Below are 15,140 nucleotides of genomic sequence, written 5' to 3' on the forward strand. Positions count from 1 at the left end.
TTTTGATCGGAGGAGTATTAATTATGAAAAAGACTGTAGCTTCGCTTCTTGCAGGTGTTGTAGCACTTGGGTCCTTTGCCTCGATTGGCACTGCTGCTGAAAACAATGAACGCAATAATCCTGTCGAGCTCTTCTCAGGCTCGTCCCCTATTTCGATTACGGACCAATCCTGGAAAGCTCCTGCTGGCTCCGCTTCTGAGGACAAAGTATGGGGATATCTTGAAAGTGTGAAAGGTAACCTGAATCTTTCGGCTAAAGAGGATATTCGGGGAAAATTCAAAATTTCAGAGCAAAATACAAACAGCAAGACCGGCAGCCAGCATTACCGCTTAAGCCAGTATATCTCGGGGATACCGGTATATGGAGCTGATCAAACTCTGCATATCGACAAAGCCGGCAACGTTACCTCCCTGCTGGGAAGCGTAGTTGAAGATGTTTACCAGACGATTCCGCAGCCGCTGATTCAGCTCCAAACCATTTCCGGAGCAGATGCCATTCTGGCAGCCGAGCAGGATGCGACGCTGGAACATGGACCGCTTGGTGAGCCGCAGGTTACTCCTACAGCGGATTTATATTATTTCATCGTTGACGGAGAACCTAAATTAGCCTATAAAACGGAAGTGAATGTTCTGGAGCCCGAGCCTTTGCGGATACGGTACTTCATTTCTGCGGAGAATGGCAGCGTACTGTTCAAATATAATATTTTAGAGAACCTGACGGGTACGGGTACTGGAGTGTTTGGAGATACCAAAACGTTCGAGACACGCCTCTCGGGTTCAACCTATCAGCTCTATGACAGTACCCGCGGCAAGGGCATTGTGACGTATACCGCCAAAAACAAGACCTCTCTTCCGGGGACGCTCTTAACCAGCACCAACAATGTCTGGACTGACAAAGCCGCGGTTGATGCCCACACGTATGCTGAGAGAACCTATGATTATTATCTCCAGCATTTCGGCCGCAACAGCCTGGACAACAACGGACTGCAGATCCGTTCCACCGTCCATTACTACACTTCCTATAACAACGCATTTTGGAACGGTGCGCAAATTGTTTTCGGTGATGGAGATGGATCTACCTTTACACTGCTGTCCGGTGACTTGGATGTTGTGGGCCACGAGCTGACGCATGGTGTAACTGAGAAAACATCCAATCTTGAATACTATGGAGAACCAGGGGCACTGAATGAGTCCTTCTCCGACATTATCGGAAATTCAATTGAAGGTGCGAACTGGCTGATCGGCGATAAAGTATATACACCGGGTGTAGCGGGTGACGCACTCCGCTCACTGGCTAATCCCCCATTGTACGGACAGCCTGACAAATACAGCGACCGCTATACCGGTACCGGTGATGAAGGCGGTGTGCATACGAACAGCGGAATCAATAACAAAGCTTTCTATCTGGCTGCCCAAGGCGGTACGTTTAACGGTGTAACGGTCACAGGTATCGGCCGTGAGGATGCCGTTCAAATCTATTACAATGCACTTGTATATTACCTTACGACTTCATCCAACTTCTCCGCTGCACGCACAGCAATCATTCAATCGGCAACGGAATTGTTTGGAGCAGGCTCGGCTCAAGTAACTGCCGTAACCAAAGCTTACAATGCGGTAGGCGTCTACTAAGAACAGAATAACAGGCCAATGATCCTCAAGATCATTGGCCTGTTTGGTGTAAAAGGGATCGATCAACTGCTGAAAATCATATTGCAGGAAATCTATATATTATTCGCTTACTTTTGTGAGCACACCATCTTTATTCTCGTATATTCTTTTTTCGTTTTTCTCCATTTTATGTATGATCTCTTCTTCCAGATTAATTCCCAGAAGTTCCGAAAGTCCTATTAAGTAGAGTGCAACATCAGCCAGTTCTTCGCCCAAATCGTCTTTCTTTTTCAGATAAGCTTCGCAAGCCTCTGATAATTCGCCATATATGAAACAGAATTCCTGGAAAATATCTGTAACATTAAATCCTTTCGCAACTTTATTCTGATAAACTCTTTTTTGTAATTGTAATAAATCAATCATTGTATTCTCTCCTATTCTACAAATATTTTTCATGTACTAAAAACAGTATTTCACCCCTTTCAAGCAGCTCCGCAGGATTATTCTTGTATTTCAGACAACAATCCTTCCGATCACCATTTATATCTACAGTGCTTACCAAAAAGTCTAACATTCCAAAATATAGAATTCTATGCGATTTGAGCGCAGGGTGAATTCAAAATTCTGCGGTACGAACGGACTGCTGCTGACTCATATGGCCAATCTGCAGCACAAAAAGATGCCACTAATTATGGCATCCTTTCAAGCAGCCTATAATGATAGTCAGCCACTATTTTTTACCGTGAAGTACACTTGATAGGGTTCATAACCGATATCGCGAATTCTTCTCAGCTGAATTCCCGGGTCCTGATTGGCCGTTTTGAAGAAATAGCGCCAGCTGCCCCACTCCCGTTCATTTTCCATGATCAACTCAGAGGCAACATCATCTAGCTGTGTAAAGAGAATCCTCTCATTCTCACAAATCCCAGCCAGCACTTCAGGACCAAAACGAAACGCACCTGTCTGTTCGTCGTCCGGCAGAGGAATGAAGCGGATCCCGACAGGCAGAATGATACTGACTCGATCACCGTCCTTCCAATTCCGCAGCAGGGTATAAAATGCACTGTGATCCGCAGATTTCCCGTGAAGCTGATCGTTCACATAGATTACGGCTTCCGACAGGATCCAGTCCGGAATCCGGAAATGGATGGCAAATTCACTAGAAGAGTCTGTATGGACGATGAAATCATACTTTTTATAATTCGGCAGATTCTCGTGAAGCGCTGTAACCTCATTCAATTCCTGCTGTCCTGCGGTATTCGAAGAGTTCAGCATGCTTCCGCTCATATGATCCTGAGATTGATGAATGCGGACATTCTCTCCATTGATCTCTGTGGTCAGCTCTGAATGGAAATACTGGCATACATAGACATCGTTGTGATTCTGATAATAAATGCCTCTGTTCAACGCTGCATTGGCTTGTACCATCGTTCCGTGGCAGCAGAAGAAGCTATCGGTCTCCGAACTCCAATCCTTCCGTAAGCCTGCCTTCATCGGCAGGAAATAGGTGAGCAGCCCTGTTCCGGGATTGTCGTGCCGGTTGCCGGTCAGATGATATTCCTGGTAGTAGGCTTGAGCCATAATACCGTTGTACAGATTATATTCAATATACTGCGCATATGCCGGATTTGATGTATGCCGGAAAAGAAACTCTGCCAGACGAATCATATTATAAACCGTACAGTGCTCCTGATTTTTATCCCCGAGGCGTGCTTTGATCTTCATTTTGGGCATCCACACTTCACCTGCCGTATTTCCGCCAGTTGCCAGAGTGCCTCTCTCCGTGACCGCACATTTCCAGTAGGCAGTGACAATGTCCATCCAGCGTTGTTCGCCGGTGACCTCGTAAGCTCTGGCACAGCCGAGTACTTCAGGAATGGTGGTGTTGGCATGCATGTTGGTCAAAGGGTCTTTGTTCTCCAGTAACGGGCGGAAAAGTCTGCTGCGGTAATAACGCTCCAGCAAGGTCTTGTATTTAGCATTCCCTGTAATATGGAGCAGGTCCGCCCAAGCCTCAAGCATCCCCCCTGTCTCCATGTCCAGAATGTCATCGAATTTCTCTCTGGTGAAGGTAGTGCTCCATGTGACGAACCAGTCTGCAAAACGATCGGCCACCTCGAGCGCGTGTTGACTGCCGGTGAATTGGTACATATCCACCAGTCCCATAAATAACTTATGGATATTATACTGCGGAGCCCATATCGCTTTACCTTGAGCAACCCAGTGTAAATATTTCTCCGGAATAGGCGCTGCCCATTGTCCACCGTTGTCCTTCTGGCATTCGGCAAGCTCGTCCAGGATGAGATCCGCTTTGAGCTTGAGTTCCAGATCGCCGGTCTCATGAAACCGCATAGCTGCCGCAGACAGCCAATGTCCAAGAAAATGTCCCCGGATCTGACAGACTGGCGTCTCCCATCCCCCATGTGCATCCTTTGGAATATCTCTGCCATGGTATCTTCCCGCTTCTACTTTATAGTTAAACAGGAGATTATCATTTGTCAGTTTCATTAAATACCGCCGGTTTGCTTCCTCCCTGCGTGTCAGATCATTATCATGAAGAACGACATGCTTGCCCTTAAGTTCTCTCATTGCTGCAGCCCCTTAATATACTGACATTGATTTTACAATGAAAGTATATAGCAGCGCTTCCATCAATCCAATGATTAATCCTAATATAAAGTTGATCCATACTGAGTAATAAGCTGAAAGCCGGTGTTAAATAAAATTATGATAGATTGCCTCCACTTTCGGTTTGTTAGCCCCATTTTTTTAAAAAAGAGCGGTCCTTTAAGTCACTGAAGTGACTTAAAGAACCGTCCCTTTTGATTGCCGGGTTACCGGAATTATCGTAATCTACTTCACTGTTTCAATCCGGTTGATGATCTATTGTGATACCTTGGCTTCTACTCCTGCACCGCCGTCAGCACCAGGTCGTCGAAATGGACTTCACCGGCGGCGCTGCCTTTATACAGATAAATCGTGGCGCTGGTGCTGGCGCTTCCTGTTGTGAATTCAATTTCTTTGTGCACATATCCTGTGCCCTGCTCGAAGCCCCAGGCATCCGTGAATGTGCCGCCGTAATTCTTGACCCCAAATACCGCTACACCGCCGTCTGCACTTTGTCCTAAGCCGGACAGCCTGTAGGTCGTGTCCGGAAGCAGGCCGGAGACCGTCTGCTCCATGCCTGAAGCCGGCCCGCTTAGCCTTGCGGAGTATTCTCCTGTATACGGGGCAGTGTCTGAGATCGCAGCACCATTATAATGGACTGCCCAGCCGGTGAAATCACCGCTCTCGAAGCCGGGGTTCTGCAGCAGGTTGACAGGCTCCGGTTCCGGTTCGGTCTCCGCCGGAATGAACTTGAAATAATCATAGTTCGCCGTAAATCCTGTACCGCCTCCCGTGAACAGGCCGATCTTCGGCTCCGCAATTTCCACTGTCTGATCCGCTCCGGCCTGCTGGTAGCTCACACCGTCAGCGGAAAAGAAGCCGCTGTACGTATTGCCCGTCTTCACGAGTCTGAGGTATACGGCCGAGCCCAGAGTATCGGCAGTTTCGACATGCTGCCGCACGGTATTTTTTTGTGCGGTGAACTGGAATTCGTTGCCTGTGCCGTACATCCGGGTAATCCGGACGAAGGTCGCATCGCTCTCATAGACAATCAGGCCGCCCTGGGCCCAAGGGGACGCCGGCAATCCCGTCAGCTTAGTCTCCAAGGTCCAGTCCCCTTCAGGCGCTCCGGTGAGCAGAAGATTCTTGGCCGTTGCAGCCCCCTCTGCGATTTCCCCGCTCTCTGCTGTTATCCGCATAGAGCCGGGATTAGCCGTCAGCGACCAGGCTGCACTGTTCTCCCTAACCCAAGTCCACTGACCATCCAGATCGGGCCCGGCGAATTCGTCACTTCCGCCTTCGGTGAACACCGGTTCGGCTGGACCGGCGGGGGATGCGCTGAATTGAATCAGCTCCAGATCGTCGAATGTCACCTGTCCGGACCCTCCGGCTTTGTACAGAAATATCGTAGCGCTGGTGCTGGACGCTCCTGTCGTAAAGGTAATCTCCTTGCGGGTATAAGCAGCTGCAGTCATATAGACACTCTGTTCGGCGTTGCCGTGGTTCTTCACTCCGAATACGGCTGAGCCGCCGCCGCTGGCTGCGCCATAAGCGTACAGCTTATACATGGTGTTCGGATGCAGTCCGCCAATGTTCTGCTCCATTCCGGCATAGTTGCCGGTAAGTGCTGCTGCATAGGTCCCGGTATGTGCTCCGGTGTTTACGATAGAAGCTCCATTGTAATGAAGCGGCCAGTTGCTGAAATCACCTGTCTCAAACCCCGGATTGAGCAGCAGATTACTCTGGGAAGGTGGCTGTGGCAGCGGAGGCAGATTGTTCGGGTCCAGCCCCGCTCCCTGGTAGGCCCCAATATTGGGAGCAGTGCCTGCCGGAACAGCATTGCCGAAATAATCGCTGCCGCCGTTGCTGCTGATGATTCTGCCGCTGCCAATGGCCGGAGAGGTATTCAGCAGCTGATAACCGGCCAGCGTGCCGCGTCCGATGCCACCCGAGCCTGGCGAAGCGAGCTTCGGATCAGTGGTGATTTTGTACGGGTCAGCCGGTTCGCTGGATGGATGGTTGCCGTAGAACAGATTATTATCGAATATGTTGCCGGTGCTGGAGCCGAACTGGTATCCCCCGGTGCCCAGATTATAGATCAGGTTGTTGTAAAAGGCCGTATTTGAAGCATAGCCATCCCAAAAGCCGTAATTGACCACCTTGGTGCTGGAAGTGAGCGGCAGATAGACCGTATTATTATAGAACTTCGCGCCGCTGACCGGGCCGTTCAGATTGAACACCGCACCGCCGTCATTCTCGCTGATATTATAGCGGACGACCGCATTGGTATTGTAATTGGAGGCAGTTGTCCCGTCATTGACGACCAGTACCATCCCCCCTGCGTTATGGTGACTGTAATTGTACTGGATAATAGTGCCGTCACTGTTATAATCCGCATCAAAGGCCATTGCGTCGCCGCCGGGGGCGGTGTTGTAGACTTCATTGTACTGGATGACCGCATCTTTCGTGCCCCATACCCACAGCGGCACATGGTATCCGGACGCGCGGACATGGGTATCGTACACCACATTATGCTCGATGACCCCGCCCGTCGTATTGAGCACAACCGCCCCGTCGGCAGCCACATCGTTAATGACATTATTCTGCACCTTAAGACCGGTGGAGTAGGTACGCTGTGCTCCATTCAGATAGATTCCTACACTGTCGAGCGAATAGATGTGATTATTCTTGATGACCACGTCCGACACATGCAGATCCCAGTCCGGACCCCAGACGATAATTCCGCCGTTATGCACATAATCAGTGGCTGTTGTCCCTTTGACCTGATGGATATCGAGATTCTCGAACACGAAATGCTTATAGACCTTGGGATTGGTCCAGCTGCCGCTGCTGCCGCTGACATGAATGCCTCTGCGCTCGCCCGAACTGGCTGCATTATTGGTAATCTCGAGATTACGGACCTCCCACTGCTCCTGATTGTAGAAATATACGGCAGCGGCGGCACCACCACCTGCAATCAACGGCTTGGCCCCTTCGCTGTACCGGTCAATCTGAATCGGGCTGCCTTCGCTGCCGGAACCCTGGGGTGACAGCGTCCCCGTCCAGACTCCGCCCGCCTTGAACAGAATGCGGTCCCCAGGCTGAAAAACTGAGGCGTTCACTTTGTCCAGGGTCTTCCAGGCCTGGGCTTCGGAGCTGCCTGTGTTGCTGTCGCTGCCCCCTGCCGAATCGACATAATAGGATGTACCGTCTGCGCGGACCGTTGACGGGACTAATACGGACAGTACAGATGCCAGAATCAGGATTGCCGTCAAAATCAGCTTGTTCATCTGATGCCATGGTCTTCTTGTCATCTTGTCTTAAACCTCCCGATATGAATGGTATGCTACTGCATTTGCAAGCCGGAATATCCCGGCTCCGTTAGCTCAATCCGGGCGGAACGGATTCGCAGCTCCAGTTCCCGCCCGAAGCCTGTCTCCGCCGCCGCTTTCTTGTTCCGCTCCTCCGCTGCTGTTTCTGGCTTCTGCGGTTTTACATCGCCAAGCACCGCCATTACCCATTCCCCTGTGAAGCCTTCATCCATGACCGGGCTGATCTCGCCGGGCTCCCGCTCACCGGTCAGCCAGGCGTACAGCTGGCCCTGCTCGCGGAAATACACTCTGGCGTTTGCGCTGTCCAGACTTTCACTGCTTAGAGTCAAGTCAGGAAAGGAAGCGTTATCATTTCTCGGTTCTGAAACCGCCTCTTCCGGGCTTCTGCCCTCAAGAAGCAACTGACGCACCTCAGACAGAAGCTGTTGTGTTCCCGGCTTGTTATCCGCTACACCTTGCCCTTTGCTCCGGTATGCTATGGAAATGCGGGTAAACGTAAGCTCCTGTTCCTCAGGAATGCTGCTAACTTGATCCTCCCTTGCCGGTTCAGCATCCCGTCCGTGTTCCCCAGGCACTGTCATCCTCTCCCGAAGCGCAACCTCCAGATTGCTCAGATAGTAAGGGATGAAGCTGCCTTCATCCAGCTCGGCCGGACCAAACACCGCTATCCCGGCAGCCGCTGCCTGAGCCCGCCGTTTGTTCTCGCGTTCCATCTCAGAGAGCAACCCGTCAAAGTCCGTGCTGTCAACAAGCCCTCCTTCATACCCCATCTCCAGCAGAATCCGGCTTCGTGTCCAGGACGTAAGCGCCTCACGCTTGAGCAGCTCCAGCGGATTCACCCCGTCAATCTCCAGCTCCCAGAAGTTCTCTTCATACGCCTGATGGTAAGTATCCCGGAAGTATTCAATCACCTGCGTGCGCTGGAGTCCCATCGCATACTTCAGTTCCGCCGCCGTCACTGCATGCCCGTTGATCCTTGCCACCTCGGCCGCTGCCATCCGCTCCGTTATGCCCAGTTGAGCCTTGGTGGAAGCATTCTCCTTTCCCTCAGGCCCAACGAGCCTTTCCGGGACTCCGCCTCCGCTTAACAGCAGGACAACGGCCAGACACAGCGGGACACCTAAAGCTGCGGCGGCTCTGCTTTTTGTCCATTTCACCGCATTCTCCCACCTTCCTTAACAGGTATACATTGCATATTCACCAGGCAGCAAAAAGGAGGAGGATGATCCCGGCTTCCCGTCCGTTTCCCCTCCTCCTTCCGGCTAGCCTCCGGCAGATGCAGCCGGCAGTTTTAATCCTGATGATTCCTGCTGTGTTCCCCCGTCACTTCGTGCTGTCAAACCATTCATTGGCTTCCTTCGTCATCTGCTCTCCGCCAATGCTATACCATTCCTTGACGAATGTATCGAAATCCTCCAGCGGCTTGCGGCCGTAGATGATCGCCATGATCGCCTCTCCTTCGAGCTTCGTTGTGATGCCTCCCTTGGACTGCATCGCCGGTGTACTGGCGCCAAGGAACTTGGGCGCCCAGTAGCTGTCCTTGGCCCATCCATCGACGACGATCTGCGCCGCCTTCAGAATATCGGGATTGCCAAGAGCCGCAGCTTCAGCCTCTGTAAGATTTCCCTGTTCCAGCAAATCCCCCTTGTCTGCGGATTGCTGCAGCACACTGAACGGGTCCTTCGGCTCATACAGGAAGTATTTGTAGACCCCTACCGAGCCTCCGGGGATATCCTCGCTAACCGTGGAGACCGTTCCGTCCGCCTTAAGGGTATAGTCATAGTCTTCCGCCCAGCCGTGCTCGAATTCGCTGCCTGGTTCTTTGTCCACTCCGGCGAACAGACGGTTGAGATACAGGAACAGAGCGTCGGTATGCTCAAAGCCTTCCCTTACGAGCATCCCTCCCTTCAGGAACGTGGTATCCCGCGCTCCCGCCTTGCCATTCTCAGTGGGGATGGGGTAGGGCTTCATCGTTGCTCCCGGTACGTTCTTCTGCAGGTCAGGAACCGGCCAGCTGCCCATCCAATACGGAGCCACCACAACCCCTACCCGTCCCTGGCCGATCAGCTCAGCGAGCTTGTTCTCATCGTGCAGCCCGGCCTCCTTGGAGATATAGCCCTTCTGGTACCAGTTCCGCATTACCTCAAGGCCCTTCTTCATCTCCGGTACGGTCGAACCATGCACCAGCTTACCGTCCGCGCCCTGGTTCCACTGGTAAGGAACGGTTCCGAACGGCCCGAAGATCCAGGTGCTCTCCCCGAGCCAGCCTGCCAGCGGATTCGGGTGGCCGCCGCCCGAGCCAAGACTCACGCCAAGCGGAATGATAGAATCCGTATTGCCCGGCTTCTTATCTAGCAGCGCCTGCATGAAGGCCTCCAGCTCCTCAAAGGTCGACGGTGCCTGCATCCCCAGTTCGTCCAGCCAGTCCTGGCGGACCCACATGACAGCATTATCGTTCCCGGCGTTGGCAAAGTAAGGCAGGCCCATATGCTTACCCTGGAAGGTAACCTGGCTCCAGATCAGCGGGTGGGAGCTGAAGATCTCCTTCACACGGTCCGAGGCATACTTGTCGAAATCCGCTGAAACATCCTTGTAGGCTCCGGATTCGATCAGCTCATTCATCAGTCCGATATCCATCGTTGTGACGACATCCGGCAGCTCCTGCTTGGCTGTCAGCATCAGCCGCATCTTGGTGGCGAACTGCTCGCCGGGCACCTCCCACAGATGCTGGATATCAATCCCCAGCTGCTCCTTCGCCCAACGGGTATGCACATTGTCGCTCAGTGTCTCTCCGTTTTTGTACTTGAAGCTGGAATCCGTGGCTGTAACGGTAGTGATGGTGACCGGAGTTTCGAAGCGGTATGTCCCGTCCCTGATCCCTTCAATCCGGGCAGCGTCTCCCTCCGCCTCCGCAGGCGCAGACGGCTGGGCGGATGACGGCGGCGCTGTGCCGGCAGCCCCGTTGCTGCTGTTCGGTGAACAGGCTGTGAGCAGCGACAGCAGCAGCGTTGCCGACAGCAGCAGCGCGAACCTTTTTTTTGTCCTCTTCATGCAAGAGCCTCCCTGTGTTCCTGTAATCTCTGACGCATTCATCTTATTACAACGCTTTCACGGGAGTAAGAGAGAAAGATTTAAGGTGATATGGTAAATTCTTAAGCATTGTTACAGCAGGCGTTCCCGGTATTCCTGCGGCGTAATCCCGTAATAGTTCTTGAACAGCTTGCTGAAATACGGAGGATTCTGGAAGCCCAGCCGGGCGGCCAGCTCATAAATCCGGATCTCCGTAGAGCGCAGCAGCACCGCCGCCTGCTCCATCCGGTAACGCATAATGTAATCACTCAGATTCTCGCCCGTCTCCAGCTTGTACATGGAGGACAGATATACCGCATGGAGCTTCACGTGGTCGGCAATGCTCTGCAGGGAGACATCCCGGGCAAGATTCTCTTCGATGAAGCGGTGGATTCTCGCCAGCAGCTGGCGCTTGTGATCGTTGTATTCCGCATTCTCCGACTGCGCAAGACAGGACAATATCCCCTCCGCCCAGTCCGCAATGGTGGCGGCACTACGCATAATCCGGGCTGGTTCACCAAGCTCTCCCTTCCCGGCTGTCGCCTCCATCAGGGTCTTTCCCTGCTGATGGGCAATGGCCAGGAAAGCGCTCACCAGCGTATGGTACAGCTCGGCCAGATGCTCTTCGGAATCGAGCCGCTTCTCCTCCATTTCGCGGACAATGGCGGACAGCTTGCTGCGTACCTCCTCCCACCGCCCTCCCTCCATCAGCCGCAGGAATGCCGGCGGCGCATAGAGTGAGGTCAAGGTGCGGTCAACCGTCCGGTTGCCGCCTGCAAGAGCCAGGAATTCCTGCTCACTGCGCGGGATTTTCCGGAATTCATTCAGTGATTTGCGGTAGACCTGTGCCAGCTCCCCGGGAAATTGCAGCGGCTCACTCAGCAAGAGTGAGACCTGTCCTTTGAGCAGTCCGGACACCTTCAGCTGCAGTTCATGCGCATGTGTATGCAGAGCTTTCACATCCATTTCGCCCATCTCCTGCGGTTGCTCCCGGCTGCGCAGCGCAAAGATGAGATAGCCATACGCATCACGGCAATGCCAGACATCACAGTCCGGCTCCAGAATCTCTGCAGCAATATTCCGTACCGCATATTCAAACAGCAGAGCATCCGGTTCTTCTCCGCTGCCGAATACCTTCTCGGGCCGCACCATCACCAGCAGCAGCGAATCCTCCGCATGGAAGGGTAGCTGGTACTCCTTCAACCGCTCGGCTAACGCTCCATTCTCCGGCAGCTGGCCTGACAGCAGATTATTCAGAAATCCCGACCGCAGCATCGGCATATGCTGGTGCAAGGTCCGCCGCGCCCGTTCCTGGGAAGCAATCTGCTCCCATTCCGTGCGGAGGCCGGCGGCAACCCGCTTCACCTCGGCCAGCAGCTCTTCATCCTTGACCGGCTTCAGCAGATAGCCTACCGTCCGGTGCTCAATCGCCTGCCGGGCGTATTCAAATTCGCCGAAGCCTGACAGCAGCACACAGCGGGTTCTTGGATAATGCTCATGCACATGCTTGCATAAGGCCAAACCATCCATTCCGGGCATGCGGATATCCGTGACCACAATATCGACCGGATGATGCTTCAGCAGCTCTGCCGCCTCCAGACCGGATGCTGCCTGATACACATGCTCCACACCGGCGGAAGCCCAGTCATTCTGGACCATGCTCTTAAGAATCATCGGCTCGTCATCTACGAGCATCAGCTGCATTTTCACTTGGCTGTCCTCCTTCATGTTCCCTTTTCCAGCGCAGGGTGACCCGTAAACCGCCGAGACCCGGCGAGGCGTCCAGCCTGATGCCGGACCCCGGACCGTACTGCTGCTTCAGACGCTGATTGACATTCCACAGGCCGCAGCCTGTCTGCTCATTCATGGGCAGCGCCAGCTCTTTCATATAGCCGGCGATCTGCTCCTCCGTCATGCCCGCCCCGCTGTCCTCAACCTGCAGCAGATTATACTCCCCTTCTTGTACACCTGTGACCTGTATCGTTCCCGCTCCCGGCTGCGGCTCCACACCATGGATAATTGCATTCTCCACTACAGGCTGCAGAAACAACCGGGGGACCGGCTCAGCCAGCATTTCCATCGGAATATTCAGCCCGAAATCCAGACGCTCCAGTCTGAAGGCGTAGATATGCAGATAGTTCCTGGCCTGTTGTACCTCTTCCTCCAGGAGCGGACGCTGGTTCTCCACCCGTGTCGTATAGCGGTAATAATCACCCAGATGATAGACCATCTCCCGGATCGTTTCCGTTTCCCCTGCCTTGGCACAGGCGGCGATGAAGGAGAGGCAATTGTACAGAAAGTGGGGATGAATCTGGGACTGCAGCTGCTTCAGTGTTGCGAGCCTTGAACGGTTCTGCTCCTCATAGACATCGTTGATCAAATGCTGGGTCTGCTCGGCCATCTCATTGAACCGCAGGCGCATGTAGTCAAATTCGTTATTAAAGCGCTTTCTTATGCGAAAGGAATAATTGCCCCGCTCAAAGCTCCGCAAGCCTTTGACCACCTCTGACACCGGCTTCTGCACATGCTGGTACAACAGATAAGAGGCAATAAGCGCCAGCAGGGCCAAGACAACAAAGCTGAGATAGAACATTCTGCGGCTCTGCACAACCGGTGCGTGAATAACATCAAGCGGGACATAATCCACCAGATAGGCATCCAGGGAAGAGAGATACGCATAGCTGATAAAAGTATCCTCCCCGCCGATTTCCAGGCTCCGGTGTCCGGATTCCTCCAGCGGATCTTTGAGCAGCCGGCGCCCGGTTTCCCTTGCGGCCGCATCGTCTGCCGATACGGCACCGTAAGCTGTACCGTAAGCCGTGAGCAGAAAGGCTTTGCCCGGATTATCCTGCTTGTAGTCACCCAGCATCCGCCGGATGTTGTCGACCGTGAACCGTACCTCGAATACAGCAACGGGCTCCTGGTTCTGCTCCTGCGAAAGATAAGGGTCCCAGACGAACATCTGATAATACGGATTCACCGCACCGGTGCCCGGATGCAGCCTCCATACACCCGCGGGAGACAGCTTCATCTCCTTCATGTCGAACGTGTCGCCCGGATTGGTGGATATACGTCGCCGGCTCTCCGGCAAATAGACGGACAGATCGTTGCGCCAGTTGCTGGAAAGACTCTGCAGCTGCAGCTTTTCCTTGACCTGTGTCTGGTAGTATAGCGTCTGATAATAATCCTCGGTAAGCAAATTGAGCTGCAAATCCGTAATGGAGGAATCTCTCGTCAGCACACTGGAGGATAAGGACAAGCGGTCGATGTTCGACTCAATCTGATTTTTCAGGAAAAACAAGCGGCTTTCGTTGTTATCTGTAATCTGTCCATCGATGACTTCAAGACTCTTCTCACTGAAATACGTATAGAGCAGAGCCATTGGCAAAATCAGCATAAAAATAACAGCAGTGATTTTGACAAATACCGGCCGGTATCTCCGCATGGCAGCACCCCCTTAACAAATTGACAGTTACCTTAAATATCTATATCTGTACAGTTCAGGATTGTCAAGCCTAATATGGTTGTAGAATCCGCAAGCGGCGGACATTTAGGAGGAGACCCGTATGAAGCCAGGCACAGATATGGCGGCCAATGCCGCTCCCAAGGCCAATCCCGGAACCGGCACAATAGCCAGGCAGTTTGCCGCCACATGGAGGCTGCATCTTATGCTGGTGCCAGCCGTCATCATCGCGCTGATATTCAAATATGCCCCAATGCCGGGCATCATCATTGCTTTTCAGGACTTCAAGCCCTGGAAGGGGATTTCCGGCTCTTCGTGGGTGGGCTGGAGCAATTTCGAGCTGATTTTCTCGATGCATGATTCCCGGCAGGTCATTCTCAACACACTGATTATCTCCTGTCTCAAAATCGCCTTCGGGCTCGTAGTTCCGGTGATATTCGCCCTTCTGCTCAACGAAATCCGCCAGACGGGGCTTAAGCGTTCGGTTCAAACCCTGGTCTATCTGCCCCATTTCATGTCATGGGTGATTCTGGGCGGCATTCTCCTTGATCTCTTGTCCCTGGAAGGGATTGTGAACCAGCTGCTCAGCTTCTTCCACATGCAGCCCGTGATGTTCCTCAGTGAAGGGAACTGGTTCCGCTTCACTGTCATTCTGAGCGACTTGTGGAAGGAATTCGGCTTCAGCGCCATCGTCTTCCTGGCCTCGCTGTCCGGCATCAATCCCGCGCTCTACGAAGCGGCGGAGATTGACGGGGCGGGCCGCATGAAGCAGACTCTCTACATCACGCTCCCCTCGATGCTGCCGATCATCGTTGTGGTCTTCACCCTATCGCTGGGCAACATGCTGAACGCCAACTTCGACCAGATCTATAATCTGATCAATTCCCTGGTGCTGGACAAGGGCGATATTATCGATACGTATGTCTACCGTTCTTTCCAGGAAGGCCAATATAGCTTGTCCACCGCCGTCGGCCTGTTCAAGTCGGTGATCGGCTTTATCATGATCGGTGGAGGCTACTATTCAGCCTACAAGTGGGCAAATTACCGGATTTTCTGACATGC

The 15,140-nt window shown here is 53.0% G+C and carries 9 protein-coding genes; 2 read left to right on the top strand and 7 right to left on the bottom strand.

Annotation, left to right across the window (positions count from 1 at the left end; genetic code table 11):
* Positions 1–23: 23 nt before the first annotated feature.
* Entirely contained in the window at positions 24–1,628 is a 1,605-nt protein-coding gene (locus MHI42_RS01645) for a M4 family metallopeptidase (RefSeq protein ID WP_342422509.1), read from the top strand.
* Between the two features lie 99 nt (positions 1,629–1,727).
* Here the strand turns inward: MHI42_RS01645 and MHI42_RS01650 are convergent, their stop codons facing one another.
* The 7 genes from MHI42_RS01650 to MHI42_RS01680 all read right to left on the bottom strand — a co-directional run bounded on the left by MHI42_RS01650 (position 1,728) and on the right by MHI42_RS01680 (position 14,060).
* The gene (locus MHI42_RS01650) at positions 1,728–2,030 is read right to left on the bottom strand and encodes a MazG-like family protein (protein ID WP_342422510.1); all 303 of its coding nucleotides are present in this window, start codon (positions 2,028–2,030) and stop codon (positions 1,728–1,730) included.
* A 300-nt stretch (positions 2,031–2,330) separates the two neighbouring features.
* Complete coding sequence (locus tag MHI42_RS01655) at positions 2,331–4,196, bottom strand: beta-L-arabinofuranosidase domain-containing protein (RefSeq protein ID WP_342422511.1); 1,866 nt, start codon at positions 4,194–4,196, stop codon at positions 2,331–2,333.
* Between the two features lie 314 nt (positions 4,197–4,510).
* A complete protein-coding gene (locus tag MHI42_RS01660; RefSeq protein WP_342422512.1) occupies positions 4,511–7,528 on the bottom strand; it encodes a right-handed parallel beta-helix repeat-containing protein in 3,018 nt (1,005 codons plus the stop codon).
* A 32-nt stretch (positions 7,529–7,560) separates the two neighbouring features.
* Positions 7,561–8,703, bottom strand: coding sequence for a hypothetical protein (locus tag MHI42_RS01665; protein ID WP_342422513.1), 1,143 nt, complete (start codon positions 8,701–8,703; stop codon positions 7,561–7,563).
* A gap of 166 nt (positions 8,704–8,869) precedes the next feature.
* Entirely contained in the window at positions 8,870–10,597 is a 1,728-nt protein-coding gene (locus MHI42_RS01670) for an extracellular solute-binding protein (protein ID WP_342422514.1), read from the bottom strand.
* Between the two features lie 111 nt (positions 10,598–10,708).
* On the bottom strand, positions 10,709–12,319 hold the full coding sequence (locus MHI42_RS01675; protein ID WP_342424668.1) for a response regulator: 1,611 nt from the start codon (positions 12,317–12,319) through the stop codon (positions 10,709–10,711).
* Positions 12,297–14,060, bottom strand: a complete 1,764-nt coding sequence (locus tag MHI42_RS01680; RefSeq protein WP_342422515.1) for a histidine kinase — start codon at positions 14,058–14,060, stop codon at positions 12,297–12,299. The genes MHI42_RS01675 and MHI42_RS01680 overlap by 23 nt, the downstream gene beginning before the upstream one ends.
* Before the next feature lie 223 nt (positions 14,061–14,283).
* Here MHI42_RS01680 and MHI42_RS01685 point away from each other — a divergent pair, with 223 nt between their 5' ends.
* Positions 14,284–15,135, top strand: a complete 852-nt coding sequence (locus MHI42_RS01685) for an ABC transporter permease subunit (protein ID WP_342424669.1) — start codon at positions 14,284–14,286, stop codon at positions 15,133–15,135.
* Positions 15,136–15,140 lie beyond the last annotated feature (5 nt).

The sequence above is a fragment of the Paenibacillus sp. FSL E2-0178 genome, from assembly GCF_038593005.1.
Lineage (GTDB): Bacteria > Bacillota > Bacilli > Paenibacillales > Paenibacillaceae > Paenibacillus_AQ > Paenibacillus_AQ phytohabitans.

Coding starts and splice junctions, on each gene's coding strand:
- MHI42_RS01685 (WP_342424669.1), top strand. CDS start 14,284: ATGCTGGTGCCAGCCGTCATCATCGCGCTGATATTCAAATATGCCCCA.
- MHI42_RS01660 (WP_342422512.1), bottom strand. CDS start 7,528: ATGACAAGAAGACCATGGCATCAGATGAACAAGCTGATTTTGACGGCA.
- MHI42_RS01675 (WP_342424668.1), bottom strand. CDS start 12,319: ATGCAGCTGATGCTCGTAGATGACGAGCCGATGATTCTTAAGAGCATG.
- MHI42_RS01645 (WP_342422509.1), top strand. CDS start 24: ATGAAAAAGACTGTAGCTTCGCTTCTTGCAGGTGTTGTAGCACTTGGG.
- MHI42_RS01650 (WP_342422510.1), bottom strand. CDS start 2,030: ATGATTGATTTATTACAATTACAAAAAAGAGTTTATCAGAATAAAGTT.
- MHI42_RS01680 (WP_342422515.1), bottom strand. CDS start 14,060: ATGCGGAGATACCGGCCGGTATTTGTCAAAATCACTGCTGTTATTTTT.
- MHI42_RS01655 (WP_342422511.1), bottom strand. CDS start 4,196: ATGAGAGAACTTAAGGGCAAGCATGTCGTTCTTCATGATAATGATCTG.
- MHI42_RS01670 (WP_342422514.1), bottom strand. CDS start 10,597: ATGAAGAGGACAAAAAAAAGGTTCGCGCTGCTGCTGTCGGCAACGCTG.